Source organism: Pantanalinema rosaneae CENA516 (assembly GCF_050753385.1).
Taxonomy (GTDB): domain Bacteria; phylum Cyanobacteriota; class Cyanobacteriia; order Leptolyngbyales; family Leptolyngbyaceae; genus Pantanalinema; species Pantanalinema rosaneae.
In genome coordinates, this window is sequence record NZ_JBLZFZ010000041.1 from 19,952 (window position 1) to 41,741 (window position 21,790).

Sequence of the window (21,790 nt, forward strand, 5' to 3'; positions counted from 1 at the left end):
CGATTGATTGGTAACAGAATTACTCGGGTAGTGTCGGCAGCAATGAAACAGAGGTACTATTGGGTAGGTCAACTTCTCGTTGGGATAGTAGTTTAAAAGTGTTAGCAACTAACTGCCTGCCCGCGCGTACAGATGCCCCCCGATCGGAACTGGAGCATCTCTACACCCTACCCTACTCCATTAGCCCCATGTTGCTTGCGCTCCGCATTGAAAATTTTGCTTTGGTTGACCACCTGGATCTGGAGTTAGGCAAAGGATTAACGGTACTGACTGGCGAAACGGGTGCCGGAAAATCGATCGTGCTGGATGCGATCGATGCAGCGTTGGGCGGCAAAGTCACCAGCCGAGTAATTCGGACGGGAGCCGATCGGGCACTGGTGGAAGCCACCTTTCGGATTGACCCCGAATTAACGCAATGGTTACAGCAGCAGCAGATTGAAGCCGATGGCACGATCGTCTGTAGCCGCGAAATTATCCCCAGTGGCACCAGTCAGCGCAATCGCTCCCGGATTAATGGGGTGCTGGTCAACAAACAGCAAATGGAGCATGTCCGCGATCGGCTGGTAGAGATCACCGCTCAGGGACAAACCGTTCAAATTGGGCAACCCGCTTTACAACGGGAATGGCTGGATAGCTACGGCGGCGATCAAGTCATTCATCACCGCCAACAGGTAGCGATCGCGTTTCAGACCTACCAACAGGCAACCCAGGCATTAGACAAACGGCGACGGGCGGAACAAGAGCGGTTACAGCAACTGGATCTATTCGAGTACCAATTGCGGGAGCTCAACGCCGCCCACCTGACCGAAGCTGATGAGTTAGATCAACTGGAACAAGAGGCGAAACGCCTGAATCATAGTGTTGATTTGCAACAACAAAGCTATCAGGTTTACCAGGCACTCTATCAAAACGATAGTGGCGCGCCTGCCTGTGCCGATTTGCTGGGAGAAGCGGAAAATACCCTGCAAGACATGGTGGAGTATGATCCCCAACTCCAACCAATTTTGGATTTAGTCAGTGCCGCCCTCGCCCAGGTCTATGAAGCGGGACGAGAAATTAATACCTATGGCGACAGCATTGAAGCCGATCCCCAACGGTTACAGGAAGTTCAAAGTCGGATGGCAGAGCTAAAGCAAGTCTGCCGCAAATATGGCCCCACCCTGGCAGACGCGATCAACCTGCGCGATCGGCTGCAAGACGAACTTCATGCTTTAACGGGTGGCGGACAATCCCTGGAAGAACTGGAACTCACGATGCAGCAGTGCCATAAGACCCTGATCCAGGTATGTACTGAACTCACGCATCTGCGCCAGGTAGCTGCCCAAGCCTTAGAAAATCGGTTAGTGGCAGAACTCAAACCGTTAGCGATGGATAAGGTGCAATTCCAGGCACACTTGAGTGCTTGCCCACCGTCGGCGTATGGCGCGGATCAAGTGACATTTCTGTTTAGCCCCAATCCCGGTGAACCGTTGCAACCCCTGACCGAGATTGCCTCTGGCGGGGAAATGAGCCGTTTCCTGTTAGCGTTGCAAGCCAGCTTTTCTCAAGTCGATCCCGTCGGTACTTTGGTATTTGACGAAATTGATGTCGGGGTTTCTGGTCGGGTGAGTCAGGCGATCGCAGAAAAACTCTATCAACTCAGCCAGCATCACCAGGTTTTATGTGTGACCCACCAGCCGATCGTGGCAGCGATGGCAGACCAGCATTTCCGGGTGAGCAAGCAAGTAATTGGGACGGAGCCTCACCCGAAAGTAACCTCAATGACCAAACGCGCCAAATCTAAGGCAGGGAATCCCGATGCCAATGGGCATACCCCCACGGATCCGCCTGCCGCCGAAGTCCGAACTGTCGTGCGGATCACCCCCCTCGATCCGGAACAACGCCGGGAAGAACTGGCACAATTGGCTGGCGGTCAGTCCGATACCGTCGCGCATACCACGGATGCAGCCGCCTATGCGTTTGCTGAATCGCTGCTCACTCAGGCAGCCGTGCTACGCCAAGGACAGACTGAAACTCCCAATGGCAAATCAACCCCAAAAGACGGCTCGACCAAAGCAAAAGGGCGACGATCGCCAAAGTCCTCGAAAAAAGCCTGAAGTTGTTGTAAAACCAGATAGTCTGCGATCGTTCCTTCAGGTGCAACTTGGAAAATTGTGAAATTTTTTGGGGCAGCAACAGATTTTTTTGGGGGGTGGGAACTCTGACGTAGGAGACGATACCCTCATTTCCGGCAAATAATGGTAGAAAAAGGTACATATCTTTCAGGTCATAATGCCAAAATCATCCTAGAGTGGATGGTTTTCGGCGACAGAATGATCGTGAATGACGGATTCAGTTTGATAAGTTTTCAGCTAGGCTCTTAGGCAGACCCTACAACTCTCCAACCTTGGATCTATGGTTTAAGTTGTCATCTTCCCTAGTTGCGATTCCTGCTCAATAGGTCTTGCCTGGATTCCCCTTTTCCTGTACTGCTTAACTTTTATCCCCTGTAACTACTTATGACAGCCCCATCGTCGCATCTGCCTGAGCAAAATCAGCGAGATTCTGTCACCGAGGTGTCTCACAAGACCGTTAAGATGACCGGTGGGCAATCGGTGTCAAGTATCCAGACGGTTGACGTGGATGTGGTAATTGATACGCAGCCAGAGCGTTCATCTAGCCCTGAACCTACCCGCCGTCATGATTCTGGGCGGGGCGGCGCGCTGGTTAACTCTACTGGGGAAAAGGGCAGTTTCTCTTCCTTCCTGGCACCGTTGAAGAAAGATACCTTCAAGGAAGTCGTCAGTGATGTCGAAGATAAGTTAAAGGTGGTGAATCAAACCCTATCCATGCTGGATATGCAGGGGTTTGATGCGGTGTTAGAAGAAATGTTAAGTTCAATCACCTTTAAAACGGGTGAACTGCTGAATGCCGATCGCGCCACCATTTTCTTGATTGACGAAGAAAAGAACGAACTATATACGACCATTGCTCAAGGTAAAGGGGGCGGTACCGTTGAAATTCGGATTCCGGCAGATAAGGGAATTGCTGGTGAAGTCGCAACCTGGAAGCGCGTAGTCAATATTGCCTATGATTTCTATGATGACCCGCGATCGGGCGCTGCTAAAGAGTTAGATAAAAAGAATAACTATCGCACCTACACCATGCTGGCGATGCCCCTGCTGAATGAAGAGGGTGCCCTGGTAGCAGTTGTGCAACTGATTAATAAGCTAAAACCCAAGTCCGACCCGACTGCTCCCCTGGATGAAAAGATTGATCTGGCAGGCTTTACCAGTGATGATGAGGATGTTTTCCGAGAATTTGCTCCCTCAATTCGGCTGATTCTGGAATCTTCCAAATCCTTCTATGTTGCGACGCAAAAGCAACGGGCGGCTAATGCTCTGATTAAAGCCACCGAATCCCTCAGTAAGAGTAGCCTCGACCTGGATGAAACTCTGAAACGGGTGATGGAAGAGGCGAAACAACTAATGAACGCCGATCGCAGTACCCTCTGGCTGATTGATCGCGATCGCAATGAAATTTGGACAAAGATTGTGATTGCCGATGGTTCCTTGAAGGAATTACGGATTCCGATTGGAGTGGGATTCGCCGGACAAGCTGCCGCCTCTGGAGAAGTTCTCAATATCCCGTTTGACCTGTATGAACTGGAGGGAGCCGAGACGGCCAAAAAAACCGATCAAAGTAGTGGCTATCGCACCTGTAGCTTGTTATGTATGCCGGTTCTGGCGGATGGGGAACTGATTGGTGTCACCCAATTAGTCAATAAAAAGAAACAGGGTGAGTATCCTCCCTACGATCCCGCAAATTGGCCCCACGCTCCCGAATGTTGGAAAGCCAGTTTCAACCGCAGTGACCAGGAATTTATGGAGGCATTTAATATTCAGGCGGGGGTAGCACTGAAGAATGCCAAATTGTTCCAAACCGTGAAGCAGCAGGAGCAGATGCAACGCGATATTCTGCGATCGCTCTCCAATGGGGTCATCTCTACCGATCAAAACGGCAACATTATTGCGGCGAATGAAAGTGCCAAAAAATTGCTTGGGCTGGAGGAGACTGATCCGCTGGAAACCCAACCGGTGCGGGAGTTAATTCAGCTCGAGAAAAGTGATTTTAGTCGCTGGTTTAATATGGCGCTGGAGGCAAGGGATGATAAGAGCCGCCACCAATACTACCCAGATCAAACCCTTCAGTCCGTCAAAGGGATCGAGCAACACAGCATCAATCTCTCGATTAACACCATCAGTGATGCCAATGATATGACGAAAGTCTCCGGAGCGCTGGTGGTGATGGAAGATGTCAGCGCTGAGAAACGGCTAAAAAATACCATGTCCCGCTATATGAGTGAGGCCGTTGCTAAACAGTTGTTTGAAAACCCTGATGCGGCCAAGATGGGGGGCGATCGCAAGAAGGTTTCGGTACTGTTCTCGGATATCCGCAGCTACACCACGATTACCGAAAGCCTGACGGCGGAAGAAGTCGTCGAAATGCTGAACAAGTATTTTGAATCGATGGTGGATGCGGTCTTTACCTACGAAGGCACCCTGGATAAATATATTGGCGATGCCATTATGGCGGTGTTTGGTTCGCCCCTGCCGTTAGAGGATCACGAATGGAAAGCTGTTCAGACCGCGATCGCAATGCGGCATCGGTTAGCCGCGTTTAATGAGGAGCGTATCCGTCAAAATTATGCTCCGATCCGGATCGGGATTGGCATTAACTCCGATGAAGTGATTAGTGGCAATATTGGCTCTAGTAAACGCATGGAGTTCACGGCGATCGGAGATGGAGTTAACCTGGGTTCCCGCCTGGAAAGTGCCAGCAAACAGTACGGCACCGACATCGTGATTAGCGAGAACACCTACAAACCCTGTGCCGATCGCGTGTGGGTACGAGAACTCGATTACATTAAGGTCAAAGGCAAAACCAAGCCTGTCGCGATTTATGAACTAGTGGAATTGAAATCAGTGGATATTGGGTCTGAACTCAAACAAAAAATTCAGCTTTATCACGCAGGCTTGCACTATTACCGCGATCGCAAGTTCCGTAAAGCCCTTAACGAGTTTGCAGCTATCCTAGAAGATATTGACAGTCAAGATAAAGCGGCGCTCCTGCACATGGATCGCTGCCAATATTGGCTCCAAAATCCCCCTACTGATGATTGGGATGGTTCTTGGGCTCTGACCGAAAAGTAAGCAATTTATGGGTTTTTCGCTGAGTCAGCTATTCACCGACATTCCCCCCATTGATGTGGTTGATGTCGGAGCCAGCCCGATCGATGGCGAGCCACCTTACCAAGCCTTGCTCTCTATCGGCAAAGCCCGCGTGGTCAGCTTTGAACCGAATCCTGAGGAATATCAAAAATTACTGACGCATCCTGCCCCAGGGGTCACGGTGCTACCCTACGCGATCGGGGACGGGCAGGACGGTATCTTAAATATTTGTCAGGCTCCCGGCATGACTTCTCTATTGACTCCCGATCACGAAATCCTGGAGCATTTTTATGGGTTTGATCAGTGGAGTCAAATCATCCGCCAGGAACCTGTATCTACCTATCGGTTGGATGATGTTCGCGAAATTACGGCGATCGACTATCTCAAATTAGATGTGCAAGGTGGGGAACTGGCAATCCTGAATCATGCGACACGGCGGTTACAAACCATTTTAGTGATCCACACGGAAGTGCAATTTGTACCGTTTTATCAGGATCAGCCGCTGTTTGCCGAATTAGATCAAACCTTACGAGCACATGGGTTTTACCTTCATTCATTAAAGCCATTAATTCACCGCACCTTTAAACCCTTAATCGTCAACAACGACATCTTTACCGGCTTAAATCAACTCCTGTGGGGTGACGCGGTCTACGTGAAAAAATTCACTGCATTCGCCGATCGTACCCCAGCACAATTGTTAAAGATTGCTCTGATCATGCATGACCTATACGGCTCTTTTGATCTCTGTGCCCTAGCCTTAGAGCATGTCGATCACCAAACCCACAGCGATCGCCAAATTACCTACCTCAATCGCCTCACCGAACAGTAACCAACGGTCACGTCGTCACTCTAAACCAACTCACGGTTTCGTTCCACTGCAACAAATTACTGCAATAGACCCAAGCCGATAGAATAGAGTGGTAAACAAATGTGAACCCTTGCCCCCGCCATGACAGCTTCTGCGTCCTCTCCATCTACCACCGATACGATCGAACTAGCTCCCAGCTATACCTTAGCGATCGCGCTGATTGGCTTGGCAATTCCGTTGTTATTCGTCCAGGTTTGGCTCAGTGGCGCGATCGGGCTGTTTGGTGCGTTTCTCCTACTGCAAACGGTCACCCTGCGGTTACGCTTTACTCCAACCGATCTGGATGTTTACCGAGGCGACACCTTAATCCGCCGCTTCCCCTACCAGGATTGGCAAAACTGGGAAATTTTTTGGTCGCCTATCCCAATCCTGTTTTATTTCAAAGAGATCAAAAGTATTCACTTTGTGCCAATTTTGTTTGATCCAACCATGCTACGCCGTTGCTTAGAAGCCCGGTGTCCCACCAGCCGACCCTCCGCTTAACGGTGGGCAGCATAGTGGATGCTGCACGTTCTAATTGAGATTGCTTACTAATCACGAATCACCTGGTTATGACTTCAGCCGCATTCCCTACCGAAGACCCAATGGATAATTCAGCCGCCACTTTTGCTGACCTGCCGACTGACAACTCTGCGCTGTCACCCGTTGCCGACGCTTCAGTGGCAGACCATTTGCGGGAACAGTCCAGTCCAGCGGAAGCGATGCTGGCAGAACCCGCTCCGGCGGAGCTATCAGGGGTAGACATCATGACAACAGAAACAGAACGATCGGAGGCTGAAACTCCGTTGGGAATTCAAGCCGCTTCGGCAGAGGTATTGCGTGAAGAAGACTGTACCGCTGCGATCGAACAGTCTGGTGAGCCTCAGCCAAATGCCCAACTGGGTCATCTCACCTTAATTCCAGTTTTGGAACAACGAGTGGCTGAGTTACAGCAACAGGAACAGGCCTTGAAACAGGAAATTGCCCGATCGCAGACAGATCTGGCACAGATGCGCGAGCAAATGACTGCCACTCAGATGACGATCGGCAATATGGTGCAATCCGGGTTACGTGAGTTGGAGAAACGCAAGCAAGAACTCCAGATCAGCGTGGAACAATTGGAACGGCGGCAAGAACGAATTCGCACCGAAATGCGTACCACCTTTGCCGGAGTCTCGCAAGATCTAGCCATTCGGGTGCAAAGTTTCAAAGATTACCTGGTCGGCAGTCTTCAGGATCTGGCGCTGACCGCAGAACAACTCGATTTGCCAAAACCCGGTAAAGTCGTTGAGCCACCCACTATTGTGACGGAAGTAGCATCCTCTAAATCCGGCAGTCCTAAGTTTGCTGAGCAAAGTTTTCAGGATCAAACCAAACTCATTCGCAGCTTATTGGATCAATACCGTAATCGCCCCGATTACTACGGCCCCGCTTGGCAGTTACGCCGCACCTTTGAACCGGTTCATGCCGAACGCGTGTCGAATTGGTTTTTTACTCAGGGCGGACGGGGTGCGATTCGGACAATGGGTAGTCGGCTCCAGAATATTTTGATTGCTTCGGCGATCGTCTCTGTCCTGTGGTCACTCTACGAAGATCGGCTCCGAGTGCTGGTGTTGGCACAGTCTCCCGAACGGTTAGGGGAGTGGCGGCGTGGACTACAGGATTGTCTGGGCGTTACCCGCAGCGACTTTGGACCTGATCGAGGGGTGGCATTATTTGAAGATCCTGAGGTATTAGCTCAGAAAGCCGATCGTCTGGTGAAAGATGGCTTTATGCCCCTGATCCTGGTCGATGAAACCGAGGATCAAATTAGTCTCTCAATGCTGCAATTCCCCCTCTGGTTGGCATTTGCCCCCAACCCGCAAACCCCAAGTTATTCCTCCTATAGCTATTAATTAGCCAGTGAGAGTGATTGGAGTGGGTAGCGAAAACCGGGATAATGCTAGTAGCCTGTCGCTGATTTGCGATCGCAGGACGATCGCGAGATCATACTTTCCAGGTGGTTCGTTCTTCACTCTAACTGGCGGGATCTATGGCTCTCTGGCTTACCCTGAATGGGTTTCTGTTACTCGTTGCCTATCTGCTCGGCTCAATTCCACCGGGCTACTGGGCAGGACGGTTACTGAAGGGCATTGATATCCGAGAGCATGGCTCTGGTTCGACGGGAGCCACCAATGTCTTGCGGACATTGGGAAAAGTCCCCGCCTTCATAGTGCTATTGACTGATATCTTAAAAGGAGTCGCGGCGATCGCTCTGGTGAAATGGCTGTATACCCTGGAAAGTGTACGATCGCTAGCTCCCAGTGATACTGATTTCGCGACATGGCTACCCTGGATGGCGACCCTCGCTGGTCTGTGGGTGGTACTGGGACATAGCAAATCCATCTTCCTCAACTTCACGGGCGGCAAGTCGGTGGCAACCAGTTTGGGAGTGCTGCTGACTTTAAACTGGATGGTTGGGCTGGGCACCTTCGGCGTTTTTTTGCTGGTACTGGCTGTCACCCGAATTGTGTCGCTCAGTTCAATGGTGGGTGCGATCGCGGTGTCGGGTCTCATGGTTGCCATGAATCAACCCCTACCCTATCTGCTGTTTGGACTGGCAGGGGGGGTGTATGTGATTCTGCGCCATCGATCGAATATTCAACGACTGCTGGCCGGTACGGAACCCCGGATTGGACAAGCCGTACCAGAAGCCAGCCCACCCTCGCAGTCATAAGTCACTGGACTGGAGACGATCGCCGCGACAGCACTACCCTTTCCCCCTACTGGATCTCATGGGACTGAAAATTATCGAGCATTTTGACGGCAGCTTTACCCTTCAGCCAGAGGCGAAAGCCGCTTTATTTGCGTTATTAACTGGAGAAGCGTTTCTTCAGCAGGTAGCGCAGCAGGTAAACTGGTCGCAGATCGAATTTACGGAGCTATTATTTCAGCCCGTTCCCTACAGTACAGCGACACCCAAAGGGATGCCACCGGAATTTGAGGCGTACCATGCGTCGGCAGATCACATCATCATTAATGTGCCGCCAAACTTCATGTTCCAGGCAAAAATTTTCCAGCCCAATCGTCTTTGTGCCGTGTACCGCCGAGTAAACTAGATGACTTCTGACACTGAGCTCCCTACTCTCGCTAGCCTGGACTTTCTCCCCTACATTGATGTGCATGGGCAGTTGCCAGAACAATTTCAAGGCAAGGTCGGGGTCTATGCCATTTTTGATCAAGGCAAGGGCTTGCAATATATTGGCTATTCCCGTGATGTCTACCTCAGCCTGAAACAGCATCTGGTACGTCGCCCCCAATATTGCTATTGGCTGAAGGTACAAACGATCGATCGCCCCAGTCGCACCCTATTAGAAGATATTCGACAAGCCTGGATCACTGAGAATGGTGGTGTTCCTCACGGGAATGCCGCCGAGGAAGCTGCCTGGAGCCAGCCGATCGCCGTGAAAGGGTTGATGAACCCGGATGAACAAGCCAGCTATCAGGCCTCGATCGATGAAATGGCACAAATTAAGGTGCTCAAGCAAGCTGCCCGGCGAGTAGAGGCGGGGCTGTTAGAGGAATTACAGGCACGAGGAGTCAAAACCGACATTCGGTTTAATCCCAAGCTGAAAGAAACTGGACTTCTCGATCTCAAATAATCACCAGGAATGTAGCCGCGAAAATCCCATAGAATCTAGCGGCTACAACATAACGTGTATTTAATTAAATTTCCGATACTAAACCACTGGATGCCATCAAGTTAGTCAATGTAACCCATCAGGCTGGCTGGATCGTCGATGTCATTGGAGGCAATCGGACGATTGCCGGGCAGCATCGAACCTTGCATCAACTGAGGATCACTGACCATAATCGGACGATCGCCAGGGAGCATCAGACCTTCAACCAGGTGAACTGGACTGTTGAAGATGGGACGATCACCAGGCAAAGTGCCTCTCACTGTGAGATGGCTAGCTTCAATTGGACGACCATTTAAGAACGAACCAAATAACTCCAGATGGCTAGCCGCGATCGGGCGCACACCGGCTACTGTCATTGTTTCCACCACTTCTACCTCACTCGGCATTACAGGGCGATTCCAAACCATTGAAGTGGGCTGATGCAGCCGAATAGACGTTTCCTCCGGCGTTTCACCCTCAGAGATGGGACGAGCGGTAATCTTGACTATGTTATCGTTGCTCATAGCTTCTCCATCAGTTGTTTTAGAGCTATTTTCCGTTACTGTGGGTTCAATAGTCGGTGCTTGAGCGTCTGTTGCATCAGCCTTCGCCGTCCGGGAAGAACGTGATTTTTGGCTTTTACCTCCGCGTTCGCTAGCATCGGCAGTATTGTTCACAGTCATGACGGATTGCTCCTAAACAGCGCTTCACTAAGCTCTCGACATCTATGGGACTGCAAGCATCATTTAGTTCTGCTTTACCATCCCATCCCAAACCTTAAGAAAATATTATAGGCGAAAATCAGGTGACTCCTGCCTGATCGGGCTACAGGAGATCTTGTAGGACTGATTTGAATCCTTAATCAAACCACCACAGACCAAGGCTGACTTGCCATTTGGCGGGGCAGAGAAATCGCAATTTCCCCTCTCTGCCCCAGTCATCCCATTACGCTTTCGCTGCTAATTCAGCTTTCTTAGCGGTTAAGCGCTCATAGGTTGCCCGCATTTTCAGACCCGTCAATACCTGGAACAAGCCAGTACCATTGTTAGATCCGGGGTAATCCCGGTGTTGCAACAATAGTTCCGTCAGTTCACCACTGTACTTGGTCGAGGTCTTACTGAGGTGCTGTTCGATGTAGATTACTTCTTCCAGCTTGTCAAACTGACCATCCACTTCCAGAACGGAGACGCTATGCCCGTAGTAAGTATCAGGGCCGTAGTGCATTCTGATGCCGGGGTAGGAGCAGGTTAGCTTACGACCGCAGGGAATCCAGTCGATCGTGGAACCTTCATCAAACAGGTAGGCAGGCTCGAATCCTTCGACCTCATCCCGTTGAATCATCTGTACCCGCAGCACTTTCCGCTCGGTGTCCCCAGGAATCAATTGAGTCGGCAGTACCTGGATCACCACATCCGCAAAGCCTTTTTGAGGATCGATGTAGGCTTGGAAGTCAGGACGACGGGCGTTGATTGCCGCTAATACATCTTCATAGGTGTGTCCCCGCTCGGACATATCCCGTTGAATCTTCCAGGCAATCTTGACATCATCGCTGATATCGAGGTAAACGCTGAAATCAAGCAGCCCTCGTACCCGCTCGTCGTACAGGGGGTGAAGCCCTTCAATCACCACGATATGATTCGGCTCAATCAACTCAGGGGGGTCAATTTTTCCAGTCTCGTGGTTGTAGATCGGCTTTTGAATGGAGTTGCCTTCTTTCAGAGCTTTAATTTGCTCATACATCAGGTCAAAGTTATTGGCTCTGGGGTCAAGCGCTGTAATGCCGGTTTCTTTGCGTTGTACCCGATCCAGACTGTGGTAATCGTCCAGGCAAATTACGGTGACGAAGTCTTCCCCGAACAAATCCGTAATTCGACGTAAAAAGGTGGACTTGCCACACCCGGAGTCACCGGCAACGCCAATCAGAACCACACGGTCTGGCTTACTGGTCATAGGTTTCCTCTTATCGAAAGGGTTATCTACTTAGCTAAGTGTTAAGTCTGCAAATTTGCGATCCGTTGGAATCCTTTGTCGGCTCTAGACGCGATCGCCCTGTAGTCACCTCAAAGGTTGCTGTTACTTCAGGCGTTCACGCAGCACATTCCAAGAATTTAGCCTTAATCGATGGTTACAGTAAACCCGCTACCCACCGAGACAGACCCAAATTCTACCTGGTAGGTATTTAATACTACCGTTTGGGCTCGATCTTACCAAAAACGGGAGTGTTCCTACAAGGCGGAAGGTGAATTAGCAGATCCGACTTTAGTACCTATGCTAAAGGCAATGGGGACTTTAAAGATAAAGAAATTCACTTAGTCGTACTATCCTATCAATGTTTTGGTTCCCTTCTGGTCTATAAGGATATTAGGGCAAGTTATGACACCGGACGGTCGTGCGATCGGTTGCAGCATGGCGAAATTGTCCTATCCAAGCAAAATTCAAGGTTGATGCCAGCGATCGGATGTGGTTGTGGGTCAATGAACCCAGGGCATCAGCGTGATTGTGGTTGCTTCAGTCCCTACTCTATAGAGAGGGATGGACTGGGCAAAATGGTCACATTACCGCATGATGTTAAGTTAGGTTAACTTCGGAGACAGTAGGCAACATGTACAACTTAAGTGCAGCAGGCAGTGCTGCCAATACCGGATCTGGAAACCGTGTTTTTCGTTATGAAGTGGTAGGTCTGCGTCAAAGTGGCGACACCGATCAACAAGGCTATGCCATTCGCCAGAGTGGCAGCACATTTATTAATGTGCCCTACAGCCGGATGAATGAGGTGATGCAGCAGATCACCCGCATGGGCGGCAAAATTGTCAGCATTCAACCGATCGATGGAAACGTTCCCCTAGAACAGACACGGAGCTCAGCTACCCCTGACACTAATCAGAGCAAGGGTACACAGCAAGCACAAGAGAGTAAACCCATGACTCAAGCTAAAGCTGAGCTCGATATTCCCGTGAATATCTATCGTCCGAACAATCCATTTATTGGGCGGTGTATTTCCAACGAGTCGTTGATTGGCGAAGGCGGCATTGGCATGTGTCAGCATGTCAAATTTGACCTGTCTGGCAGTGACCTGCGGTACTTAGAAGGTCAAAGTATCGGCATCATTCCTCCCGGTGTGGACAAGAACGGCAAGCCCGAAAAGCTGCGGTTGTACTCGATCGCCTCCACCCGCCACGGCGATGACATGAACGACAAAACGGTGTCCCTCTGTGTGCGCCAGTTAGAGTACAAGCATCCTGAAACCGGCGAAACCGTGTACGGGGTTTGCTCGACCCACATCTGCAACCTGAAGCCCGGTGATGAAGTCAAGATCACGGGACCGACCGGGAAGGAAATGCTGTTGCCCAGCGATCCAGAAGCTACCGTGATTATGATGGCAACGGGCACCGGGATTGCTCCCTTCCGCGCCTTCCTGTGGCGGATGTTTAAGGATGCCGAACGGCAAGCCAACCCCGACTACCAATTCAAAGGCTTTGCCTGGTTGATCTTTGGGATTACCACCTCTGCCAACATTCTTTACAAAGCAGAATTAGAAGAACTGCAACAGAAATATCCTGACCACTTCCGGATCACCTACGCCATTAGCCGGGAGCAAAAGAATCCAGAAGGCGGCAGAATGTACATCCAGCATCGGGTGGCTGAACATGCCGAGGAGTTATGGAGCCGAATGCAATATGCCGGAACCCATACCTACATCTGCGGTTTGAAGGGCATGGAAGATGGCATTGATGCGGCGTTAGGTGGAGAAGCCAGCAAGCATGGCATCGAATGGAAAGACTACCAACGCCAAATGAAGAAAGCCGGTCGTTGGCACGTTGAAACCTACTAGGAACAACGATTTAATCAATTCTCGATAAATTCTAGGGGCGATCGCGCGATCGCCCCTTTCTCATGGCTTAGGAGATGTTTGAGAAACAGATTACCCCTGTAAGGGTTTAGCATTCGGCAGATCCTCTCTAACCAATTGGAAAGACGATTGACCGAATGCCAAACCCCTACAATCCGTGGGGATAAATTCTTCTGGAAATGACTTTAAGTAGCGATCGCCGCTAATGCACTCCTACGAGCAACTTGTTACTGACTAAAACTCCTGGCTCCCGTTGAATCGGGACGACGTTGAGAATATCAGTCTGGGAGCAATATTTCAGGTCTTCGTGGCAATTCAATCGCAGGAGCCGTTGACCGTGGGTTGCCAGTTGCAGCAGATCCAACAGTCGATCGCGCCATTGCTGGAATAAGCTGACTGCCCCAACAACCTCATCATTTCCCGCCAGTTGATCTAGTGAGTAGCCCAGTTCAGTTAGCAGCAGATCGGCGATCGCCCCGGCACAGACAGTATCTTCGAGGGAAAAACTGCCTTCCCAACCAGAGCCAACGATCCACACGGTTTCTGGCTGGTGTTCGATCAGGTATTGCACGATCGCTTGGCGGTTAATTAGGGCAGCCGCTAGCACCGTAGGAGCCGCTTGGACTCGTTGGAGGGCACGCGTACCGTTAGTAGTGCTGATAAACAGGCGACAGTCTTGAACCCGGTCTGGAGTGCAATCTAAGGGGGAATTACCAAAGTCAAATCCGGCAACTTTAGAGCCGCCTCGTTCACCTGCCCGAATGCGTTTTTCGGGTACCCAGTTCTGACTCACCTGGATCAATTCATCCAGGTCGCTAAATACCTGAACCGCTTCGGCACCTGCCGCTAAAGCAGTCACCATTGTGCTGGTAGCCCGTAATACATCCACTGCGATCGCGCAGTCGGGTGCTGCTTCGGTAGGGGTAAGTTCAGGGGTATGAAAAACGAATAGCTTCATAGGGTAGGAAGGAACGTGCTATCAGTGATGGATAAAAAGACCGGAAATGGGCACACCGTAACTCTAGCGGAATCAGGGCTAGCCAGTGTCCAGCATTACCGATAATAAAAGAACTCTTGCGGAATAGTAATCGGGTAAGGTATCCCCCCTAATACCATCCATTGACTCAGTCTGCCCAAAAATATGGAATCTAATCCGAAGAGGTGATTCTTCAGCCAGATTGCTTCCCTTCCTATTCCTTCATAAAATAATCCAATTTAGTGCGCTTTGCTGCAATGACTTTTAGAAGTCCGGAGGAATCATGACCCATCGCCCGATTATTCTTGGTATTGTTGGCGACAGTGCGGCGGGGAAAACCACCCTTACCAAAGGGATTGCTCAAGTGTTAGGACGAGAGAATGTCACGATCATCTGTACGGATGATTATCACCGCTACGATCGCAAACAACGGGCAGAACTGGGCATTACAGCGCTCCATCCCGACTGTAACCATCTGGACATCATGCAGCAGCATTTGTCGCTGTTACGCACCGGACAACCAATTCTGAAGCCGATTTATAGCCACAACTCTGGCACATTTGAAGCTCCAGAGTATATTAAACCCAGTCGCTTTGTGATTGTAGAGGGACTCCTGGGCTATTCCACTCGCGGGGCAAGGGATTGTTACGATGTCAAAGTTTATCTGGCTCCCCCCGAAGAATTACGTGCCCAGTGGAAGGTCAAGCGCGATACCCAGAAACGCGGCTATACGGAAGCCCAAGTGTTGGCAGAACTGGAGAAGCGGGAACCAGACTCCGACCAATTTATTCGACCCCAACGGCAATGGGCAGATATTGTTGTGACGTTTTACCCACCGGATGCTGCTGCTGCTAATCAAGGCTATTTGAATGTGCGCTTAGTCCTGCGTCCGAATATTCCCCATCCTGATCTGACTCAGGTAGTGAGTTGTGATACCACCACCTACTCTAAAGCCGCCATTCGGTTAGGGTTGGATCGCGATATGGGTAAGCCGGTGGATGTGTTGGAGGTGGATGGACACGCGACCGAGGGACAGGTGATGGAACTAGAGCATTTCATGTGTAATGAGATGCCCAATTTACGGACGGTCTGCGATCGTGAGGTGAACCCAGAACTAGGTCAGGTGGTGGGCACGACGGGCGAATCAATCCAGAGCTACCCACTGGCAATCACGCAACTGCTTGTGACCTATCACATGCTGCGGGCAACCCAACAAGGGTAATCAATTAGAACTTTCAACGGAGAGGGCGGGATTCGAACCCGCGAGGCTCATCACCTGCTCGATTTCAAGTCGAGTGCATTCGACCACTCTGCCACCTCTCCAGGCTATTCAGCACTTGGGATAGCTAACTTTCCCAGCAGCTTGATTTTAGCAGTCATTCCATAATCATGGCTTGATTGCTTTTTTGATTTTACAGGTATCTAAGAGTTTTAGGTCAACAACCTAGCTCTCCTGTTCATACACAACATTCTCAAGTGCAAGCTTAAAAGCTTTCAGTTCATGCTTACAGGGAAACCAAGGATCTCCTTCTTGAACATCTTCTAGTTCATTTAAAGGGATTGGTTGGTCAAGAGTTATAGGTTGACTAATCTCAACACACCATACTTCGCAATCACTAGAAAATCCACGCATTTGCCTACATAAATCTAGATCATCCCCTTGTCCGTGAGCATCTTGATCTAGAGCAAAGCTTTGCTGGTCATATTGAAAAATATTATCAACATTCACCCATCCTTGAATTGCGTGACTAGGAAACGTTTCCTGACTATATCCAAGCTTTTCTAAAATACTTAGACAGTTTTCTTGAAACCTTTGATCCGTAAACTTCTCATAGAAATCTAGGCTATGAATCAATAACCTACCTCTATAGCTAGCAACAGCATTTGTAACACCGAAAAACACAAATTTAGTGTAGCCACCTGCTAAGACTAAAGCGGCTTCATCAGGATAAAGTGAAATAGCCAAGTGACGAGCTATTCCTCTTTTATCAACTAAAGAGACTTCATTTGGATTAGTCTCTAACACTTTTGTATAAAAATCTTCTATATATTTAGAGAAATCAACTTCTTTTGCTTTATATCTTTCTGACAACTCCTCTAAAATTTTGAGATAAGGAGATTTATCAACCGCCATTAGACCAAAGGCGAAATTACCACAGTATTTTTGAAATTCATTGAATTGTGGGGAATTAAGTAATTGGGGCGGATCGATAAACCAGCCATTACCAAATGCATCATAAGACATTGAGCCTTTTTGATCGACTGCATCTTCTCTAATCTGTATTTCCTCAACTGTAAATCTATATAGGAGATAATATTGTTGGGGTTTATAGCCAATACCAACAATTAAATAAGCAGTATCACCTTTAGCATTTAGAATAGCTCGCTTCCCAGTTGATAAACCCGCCAACTCAGGGTCGCCTTCACCATTATCAAGTTCCAACTCACCAGGTATATGACCTAGCTCATTATATTTGTGGTACTGTATCCAGGATTGATGCGTTTTATCTTTCGGTTTTCCTTTACCTGGAGTCCACAGATTGCAATTGTATTGTGGCTTAACCGTTTCAATCCAAAAAGATTCTCGCTCAAGTAGTTCTGCTTCACCACACTCTTCAATAATCTCAAATTTAAACTGCTTCAATCCATACTTTTTAAATGCTGCTCTAAGGGGATAGCTACCACGTTGTAAAGCATTTTCTTTGTCTAGACCTCCTATATGCTGTCTCCATCTTCTCTTAATGTTGCGAGACTGACCAATATAGAATTTACCGTTGACTTGATTAGTGATCTGATAAATGCCGCAGGTCATGCTAATTACCTTAAGTAAGATTGACTGATTGAATTAACGTAGCTAAATCAGTATTCCCTCTTGGTATCAGGTTCACTATTTAATTTCTAAAAACTCAAGTAAAGTTTTTTTCTATCGATTTTTTACAGCATGTTCCTGTTTATAAATAGTTTCGTCAGTAGAAATTATTCCATCCCGATCGACCCAAACAAGTTTCACCTGAGTCACTATTCCTCGTTCTAAAGTCACCAGGGAGAAATTTCGCAGGGTTTGGTTACCTGTGTGGATAATGCGGGGAACACGGGCGGCATTGAGATAGATAGTACCCTCCGCAGCCATGAATGAAGTCCGCAGATATTGTTTGGTGTGGCGCAGATGATGGTGCATGTGCCCGAAGGTGACAAGCGGGATGGACATGCCTTCTTGCCGAACCTGGGCGATCGCTTGCTCAAAATCCGGATCACCATAATCGCCCCCTAAAGGTTGCCAATCGCGTCCACAGGGAGACTCGGGTAAATCCCCTAATCCCGTGGGGCCACAATGTCCTAAAAAGATCACGGTTTCACAGGTTGCCGATCGGGCAGCGGCGACAATTTGGGCAGTGGACTCCTTCCAGCCACTAATGCCATAGCGCGATCGATAAAAACTAGCATTTTTCCAGTCCGAGCCACCCCAACTAAAGGGACGAGCGCCCACCACCGTAAGATTTAACTTGGGAAAATCCAATTTGCTATACCCAACATGGGCACTTCCCAGGAGATCCAATTGCTGCTGGACTCGATCTTCCTTCTGGCGATCGTAGGGACATTGTTGCTTCCCCCAGGGCGAGGCACTATACCAGGCATCATGATTGCCCAGGATCACTGCCTTCGGGAGGTTCATCCCCGCGATCGATCGCACCACATCCACCGCTTCATTGCCAAAATCGCCGACCAGTAAGACCAGATCTACCCCTAACTGCTGCAACGCTCGCTCATCATCGGCATCCCATTGATCATGCACATCGCCAACCACTGCGATCGTCAGGCGGCGATCGGTGGCGGAGGTTGTGGTTGGTTGGGGGGTGGGGGTGTCTCGCTCCAGGTAGGGGATTTGAGCGCGATCGTTGTCCTGCCAGTCAGCCATGAGTTCACCGTTGTCTATCTCTATCCAAGATAAAGCAGTTGAGAGAAGCTGAAGGCAGAGTATTCTGAATAACTAGCTTCGGATAGAGGGTGGAATGATGAAAGCAGTGTTGATGACCCAGGCAGGAGCACCCGACGTTTTGCAACTGCGGGATGTGCCACCACCAACCTTACAACAGGACACAGAATTACTCGTGCGATTGAAGGCAGCGGGTGTCAATTCGATCGACATTAAACTCCGCCAGCGTGGGACATTTTACCCCGATCGTATGCCCGCCATTTTAGGCTGTGATGGAGCGGGAGTGGTGGAAGCGGTTGGATCTGCCGTAACCCGCTTTCGCGTTGGGGATGAGGTGTACTTCTGTAATGGTGGACTGGGGGGACATCAGGGCAACTATGCCGAATGGACAACGATCGATGAACGATTTGCTGCCCCTAAGCCAAAGTCCCTCAGTTTTGCGGAAGCCGCCGCCGCGCCGTTGGTGCTGATTACGGCTTGGGAAGCCCTCTACGATCGGGGACGGTTACAGGCAGGACAACGGGTATTGATCCATGCGGGAGCCGGAGGAGTCGGGCATGTGGCAATCCAACTGGCAAAGCTCCAGGGGGCTAGAGTGGCAACCACCGTCAGTACCCCTGATAAAGCGGATTTAGTCCGGCAGTGGGGGGCTGAGAAAGTAATTTTTTACCAACAAAGTGATTTTGTTCAAGAAACCCTGGCATGGACGGATGGGCAGGGTGTGGAACTGGCATTCGACACGATCGGTGGGAAATTATTCGAGCAAACGTTTCCGGCAGTGCAGATTTACGGCGATATTGTCACCATTCTGGAGCCAGCCGCCGATACCAGTTGGAAAGTTGCCCGGACACGAAATCAACGGATCAGCCTGGAATTGATGTTGACCCCCATGTGGCAAGGGTTGGTGGCAGAACAGCAGGCACAAGCCAAAATTCTGGAACAGTGTGCCCGCTTGATTGATCAAGGGGATCTCAAAATTCAGGTTAACCGCACATTTCCCCTTGCCGAAGCGGCAGCCGCCCATCGATCGCTGGAAGCTGGCTCCATGATCGGTAAATTAGTCTTACTAACAGACGCGTAATGCTCGATCGCCGCTTCGTTCATGGGTTAATGCTACTGGTTGCGATCGTCGGGCTGTTGCTGTCAATTCGCCTCATGCCCCAACCTGTTTGGGCAGCGCCGATCGCCGACCAGCCATCGGCTACGGTGAGCGATCGTCTCGTGTTAACCGGGGAATTATTGCAGGAACGCTTACGCCATCCAATTCAGAGCGATGGCATCCCTATGATCGATTTGCGGCGATTGGTGATTGATTTACGCCCAGACAATGCCAGTTTTCGGGATCAGTTTTATCGGTTAGTACAGGCTCAACTCCAGAAACCTGGGACTCCGATCGGACTGGATCTCAGTAATGCCGTGATTCAAGGGGATTTTCAAATCAGCCAACTGGGATTACGGATGCCCCTGTTTGGGCAGGCATTGTCGCCCCTCTTCACCCCTGCCGAGCAAGCCCAACTTCAGCGCGATCGGCGTCGGCTCTCTCGTCTCAGTGCCCTATCCCAGTCGTTGCTATCGACTGGATCGGAGGCAGATATGCAAACGGCATCCCTGCAAATCACGGTATTTCGCGGCAGCGTTAAATTAACCCGTACCCGGTTTACTCAGGTCGCCGACTTTAGCAATACCTTTTTCCTGAATCCGTTAGAGGCACAGGGAGCGCAGTTTTTGCAACTGGCAGACTGGTCACAAACCCGGTTTAGCCGACCCACCAGTTTTGCCGGAGCCAGTTTTAGCCGGGATGTTCGCTTCCGTAGCAGCATTTTTTTCGATCGCGCCGCCTTTGATCAAGTGCAGTTTCAGGGCAATGTCACCTTCCAGAGCAGCGAATTTCAGGCAACCGCCAACTTTAATCGCGCCACCTTTACCCAGCCTGCCAATTTCACCCGAGTCCAGTGGTTAGGCAATGCCGACTTTGCCCAAACCATCTGGAAACAGGAAGTATTGTTTAACCGCAGTCGCTTTAGCCAAGCTCTGTTTCTCCCGGATGCGGTGTTTGAACAGGCGGCGATGTTCCGCGAGGTGCAGTTCGATCGCCCGGTAAATTTGCGGGGAACCACCATTCTGGATCGGGCAGATTTCGGCTATGCCGGATTTTCGCAAGGCGCTTATCTGAATGTGCCGGGGCTGCGATTTGACTCCGATCGCGCCAAAATTGTCGGGAATCCAGGGCAGATCGGTCGCGTGATTTCTGTCCCAACCTTGCAAGGCAATGAAAATTTATTACGGGAGTTAGTCCGCAACTTCCGGCGGTTAGAGCAAATTGCCGATGCCAACGAACTGGAATATACCCGCGAACGCTTACGGCTGAAGGAATTACGCCAACAGGTATTTGGCATCAATCTGAATGCCGCCTCATTGTGGCAACTGGAACATAGTGGATTTTCCAGCCAGCAAGCCAGGGCGATCGTCCAACAACGTAGCCAACAACCGTTTCGGAATTTGACCGAAATTCTGGCATTGCCCGAAATTGACCTGGCAACCTATATTAATGTCCGCGATCGCATGATTGCCAGAGAACGGGTGTCACCCAGCCGTGAAGCGTTTAACCGCGTTTCGACGGGACTGTACTGTCTGGGTCTGAGTTTGCTGCTGCTCCTGAGTCGGTACGGCAGTGACTTTCGATTAGTGTTTGCCGTCGGCTTGTTAGCGATCGCCTATTTTGGCGTGGTGTTCTGGTTGATCGATCGCTGGCGACGGCTGACTCCCCACCCGATCGTGCCTACGGTCGCTGAAACGATTTGGGTATCAAGTGGCTTTACGGTGCTATCCAGTTGGGGATTGATGGAATTGTTTCATCAGGCAGAACATCCCTGGTTGGCGCTCGTTAGTTTAGGGGCGATCGTGGTTCTTCTGCCGACCATTCTGTTGGTTGTGCTGTACTACCGGGGACGCTACCATTCGCAGATGGATGTCAGTTACTTCATGGAAGAAGGCACATTGCGCCAACTCCGGATTGTGATTGGTCGCTTGCCGATCATTCCTCGATTTGAAGACTTCCGCAAACGCTATTTACCCATCCTCTGGGATCGCCGCTGGAACTGGCTCAATTACTTTGATTTCAGCCTGAATAACTTGATGAAACTGGGGTTTAACGACATTCGGTTGCGTGATACCCATTTGCCGGGATTAATCACTGCGTTGGTCTGGTATCAGTGGTCACTCGGTATTCTTTATATTGCCCTGGCACTCTGGACACTCTCCCGCACGATTCCCGGACTTAATCTGCTGATTTACTTCCGTTAGGATCGCAAATT

The 21,790-nt window shown here is 50.0% G+C and carries 17 protein-coding genes and 1 tRNA gene; 12 read left to right on the forward strand and 6 right to left on the reverse strand.

The genetic code is table 11. From position 1 onward, the window contains the following. The first annotated feature begins 98 nt into the window (after positions 1-98). From recN to ACN4EK_RS21350, 8 genes are all read left to right on the forward strand, one after another. Positions 99-2,096 carry a DNA repair protein RecN gene (recN, locus tag ACN4EK_RS21315; protein ID WP_431660216.1) on the forward strand — a complete coding sequence of 666 codons (1,998 nt, stop codon included), beginning with the start codon at positions 99-101 and terminating at the stop codon, positions 2,094-2,096. A 402-nt stretch (positions 2,097-2,498) separates the two neighbouring features. Further along, positions 2,499-5,192 (forward strand): GAF domain-containing protein, encoded by a 2,694-nt coding sequence (locus ACN4EK_RS21320; RefSeq protein WP_431660217.1) that lies wholly within the window; start codon positions 2,499-2,501, stop codon positions 5,190-5,192. A 7-nt stretch (positions 5,193-5,199) separates the two neighbouring features. Then, positions 5,200-6,039: an FkbM family methyltransferase gene (locus tag ACN4EK_RS21325; protein ID WP_431660218.1), complete on the forward strand. Its 840-nt coding sequence runs from the start codon at positions 5,200-5,202 to the stop codon at positions 6,037-6,039. Between the two features lie 120 nt (positions 6,040-6,159). Then, a complete protein-coding gene (locus tag ACN4EK_RS21330) occupies positions 6,160-6,561 on the forward strand; it encodes a DUF3119 family protein (protein ID WP_431660219.1) in 402 nt (133 codons plus the stop codon). Between the two features lie 68 nt (positions 6,562-6,629). Then, the gene (locus ACN4EK_RS21335) at positions 6,630-7,952 is read left to right on the forward strand and encodes a DUF3086 domain-containing protein (RefSeq protein ID WP_431660220.1); all 1,323 of its coding nucleotides are present in this window, start codon (positions 6,630-6,632) and stop codon (positions 7,950-7,952) included. A 137-nt stretch (positions 7,953-8,089) separates the two neighbouring features. After that, positions 8,090-8,773: a glycerol-3-phosphate 1-O-acyltransferase PlsY gene (gene plsY / locus ACN4EK_RS21340; protein WP_431660221.1), complete on the forward strand. Its 684-nt coding sequence runs from the start codon at positions 8,090-8,092 to the stop codon at positions 8,771-8,773. 58 nt (positions 8,774-8,831) lie between these two features. Continuing rightward, entirely contained in the window at positions 8,832-9,155 is a 324-nt protein-coding gene (locus tag ACN4EK_RS21345; protein ID WP_431660222.1) for a hypothetical protein, read from the forward strand. Further along, positions 9,156-9,698 carry a GIY-YIG nuclease family protein gene (locus ACN4EK_RS21350; RefSeq protein ID WP_431660223.1) on the forward strand — a complete coding sequence of 181 codons (543 nt, stop codon included), beginning with the start codon at positions 9,156-9,158 and terminating at the stop codon, positions 9,696-9,698. A 101-nt stretch (positions 9,699-9,799) separates the two neighbouring features. Here ACN4EK_RS21350 and ACN4EK_RS21355 read toward each other — a convergent pair whose 3' ends face one another. Further along, the gene (locus tag ACN4EK_RS21355; protein ID WP_431660224.1) at positions 9,800-10,399 is read right to left on the reverse strand and encodes a hypothetical protein; all 600 of its coding nucleotides are present in this window, start codon (positions 10,397-10,399) and stop codon (positions 9,800-9,802) included. 262 nt (positions 10,400-10,661) lie between these two features. Further along, the gene (locus ACN4EK_RS21360) at positions 10,662-11,666 is read right to left on the reverse strand and encodes a phosphoribulokinase (protein WP_431660226.1); all 1,005 of its coding nucleotides are present in this window, start codon (positions 11,664-11,666) and stop codon (positions 10,662-10,664) included. 652 nt (positions 11,667-12,318) lie between these two features. Here ACN4EK_RS21360 and petH point away from each other — a divergent pair. Then, complete coding sequence (gene petH / locus ACN4EK_RS21365; RefSeq protein ID WP_431660227.1) at positions 12,319-13,548, forward strand: ferredoxin--NADP reductase; 1,230 nt, start codon at positions 12,319-12,321, stop codon at positions 13,546-13,548. Positions 13,549-13,768: 220 nt separating this feature from the next. Here petH and ACN4EK_RS21370 read toward each other — a convergent pair whose 3' ends face one another. After that, entirely contained in the window at positions 13,769-14,524 is a 756-nt protein-coding gene (locus ACN4EK_RS21370; protein ID WP_431660228.1) for a 2-phosphosulfolactate phosphatase family protein, read from the reverse strand. 301 nt (positions 14,525-14,825) lie between these two features. Between ACN4EK_RS21370 and ACN4EK_RS21375 the strand changes: the two genes are divergently transcribed. Then, positions 14,826-15,764 carry a phosphoribulokinase gene (locus ACN4EK_RS21375; protein WP_431660229.1) on the forward strand — a complete coding sequence of 313 codons (939 nt, stop codon included), beginning with the start codon at positions 14,826-14,828 and terminating at the stop codon, positions 15,762-15,764. A 17-nt stretch (positions 15,765-15,781) separates the two neighbouring features. Here the strand turns inward: ACN4EK_RS21375 and ACN4EK_RS21380 are convergent. The 3 genes from ACN4EK_RS21380 to ACN4EK_RS21390 form a co-directional block, all read right to left on the reverse strand. Then, positions 15,782-15,865: transfer RNA gene (locus tag ACN4EK_RS21380), tRNA-Ser, on the reverse strand. Between the two features lie 121 nt (positions 15,866-15,986). Next, positions 15,987-17,354 (reverse strand): GIY-YIG nuclease family protein, encoded by a 1,368-nt coding sequence (locus tag ACN4EK_RS21385; RefSeq protein WP_431660230.1) that lies wholly within the window; start codon positions 17,352-17,354, stop codon positions 15,987-15,989. Positions 17,355-17,465: 111 nt separating this feature from the next. After that, on the reverse strand, positions 17,466-18,458 hold the full coding sequence (locus tag ACN4EK_RS21390) for a TIGR04168 family protein (protein WP_431660231.1): 993 nt from the start codon (positions 18,456-18,458) through the stop codon (positions 17,466-17,468). 94 nt (positions 18,459-18,552) lie between these two features. Here ACN4EK_RS21390 and ACN4EK_RS21395 point away from each other — a divergent pair, with 94 nt between their 5' ends. Both ACN4EK_RS21395 and ACN4EK_RS21400 read left to right on the forward strand, forming a co-directional pair. Continuing rightward, entirely contained in the window at positions 18,553-19,557 is a 1,005-nt protein-coding gene (locus tag ACN4EK_RS21395) for a zinc-dependent alcohol dehydrogenase family protein (protein ID WP_431660232.1), read from the forward strand. Continuing rightward, positions 19,557-21,779 carry a pentapeptide repeat-containing protein gene (locus tag ACN4EK_RS21400; protein WP_431660233.1) on the forward strand — a complete coding sequence of 741 codons (2,223 nt, stop codon included), beginning with the start codon at positions 19,557-19,559 and terminating at the stop codon, positions 21,777-21,779. The genes ACN4EK_RS21395 and ACN4EK_RS21400 overlap by 1 nt, the downstream gene beginning before the upstream one ends. Positions 21,780-21,790 lie beyond the last annotated feature (11 nt).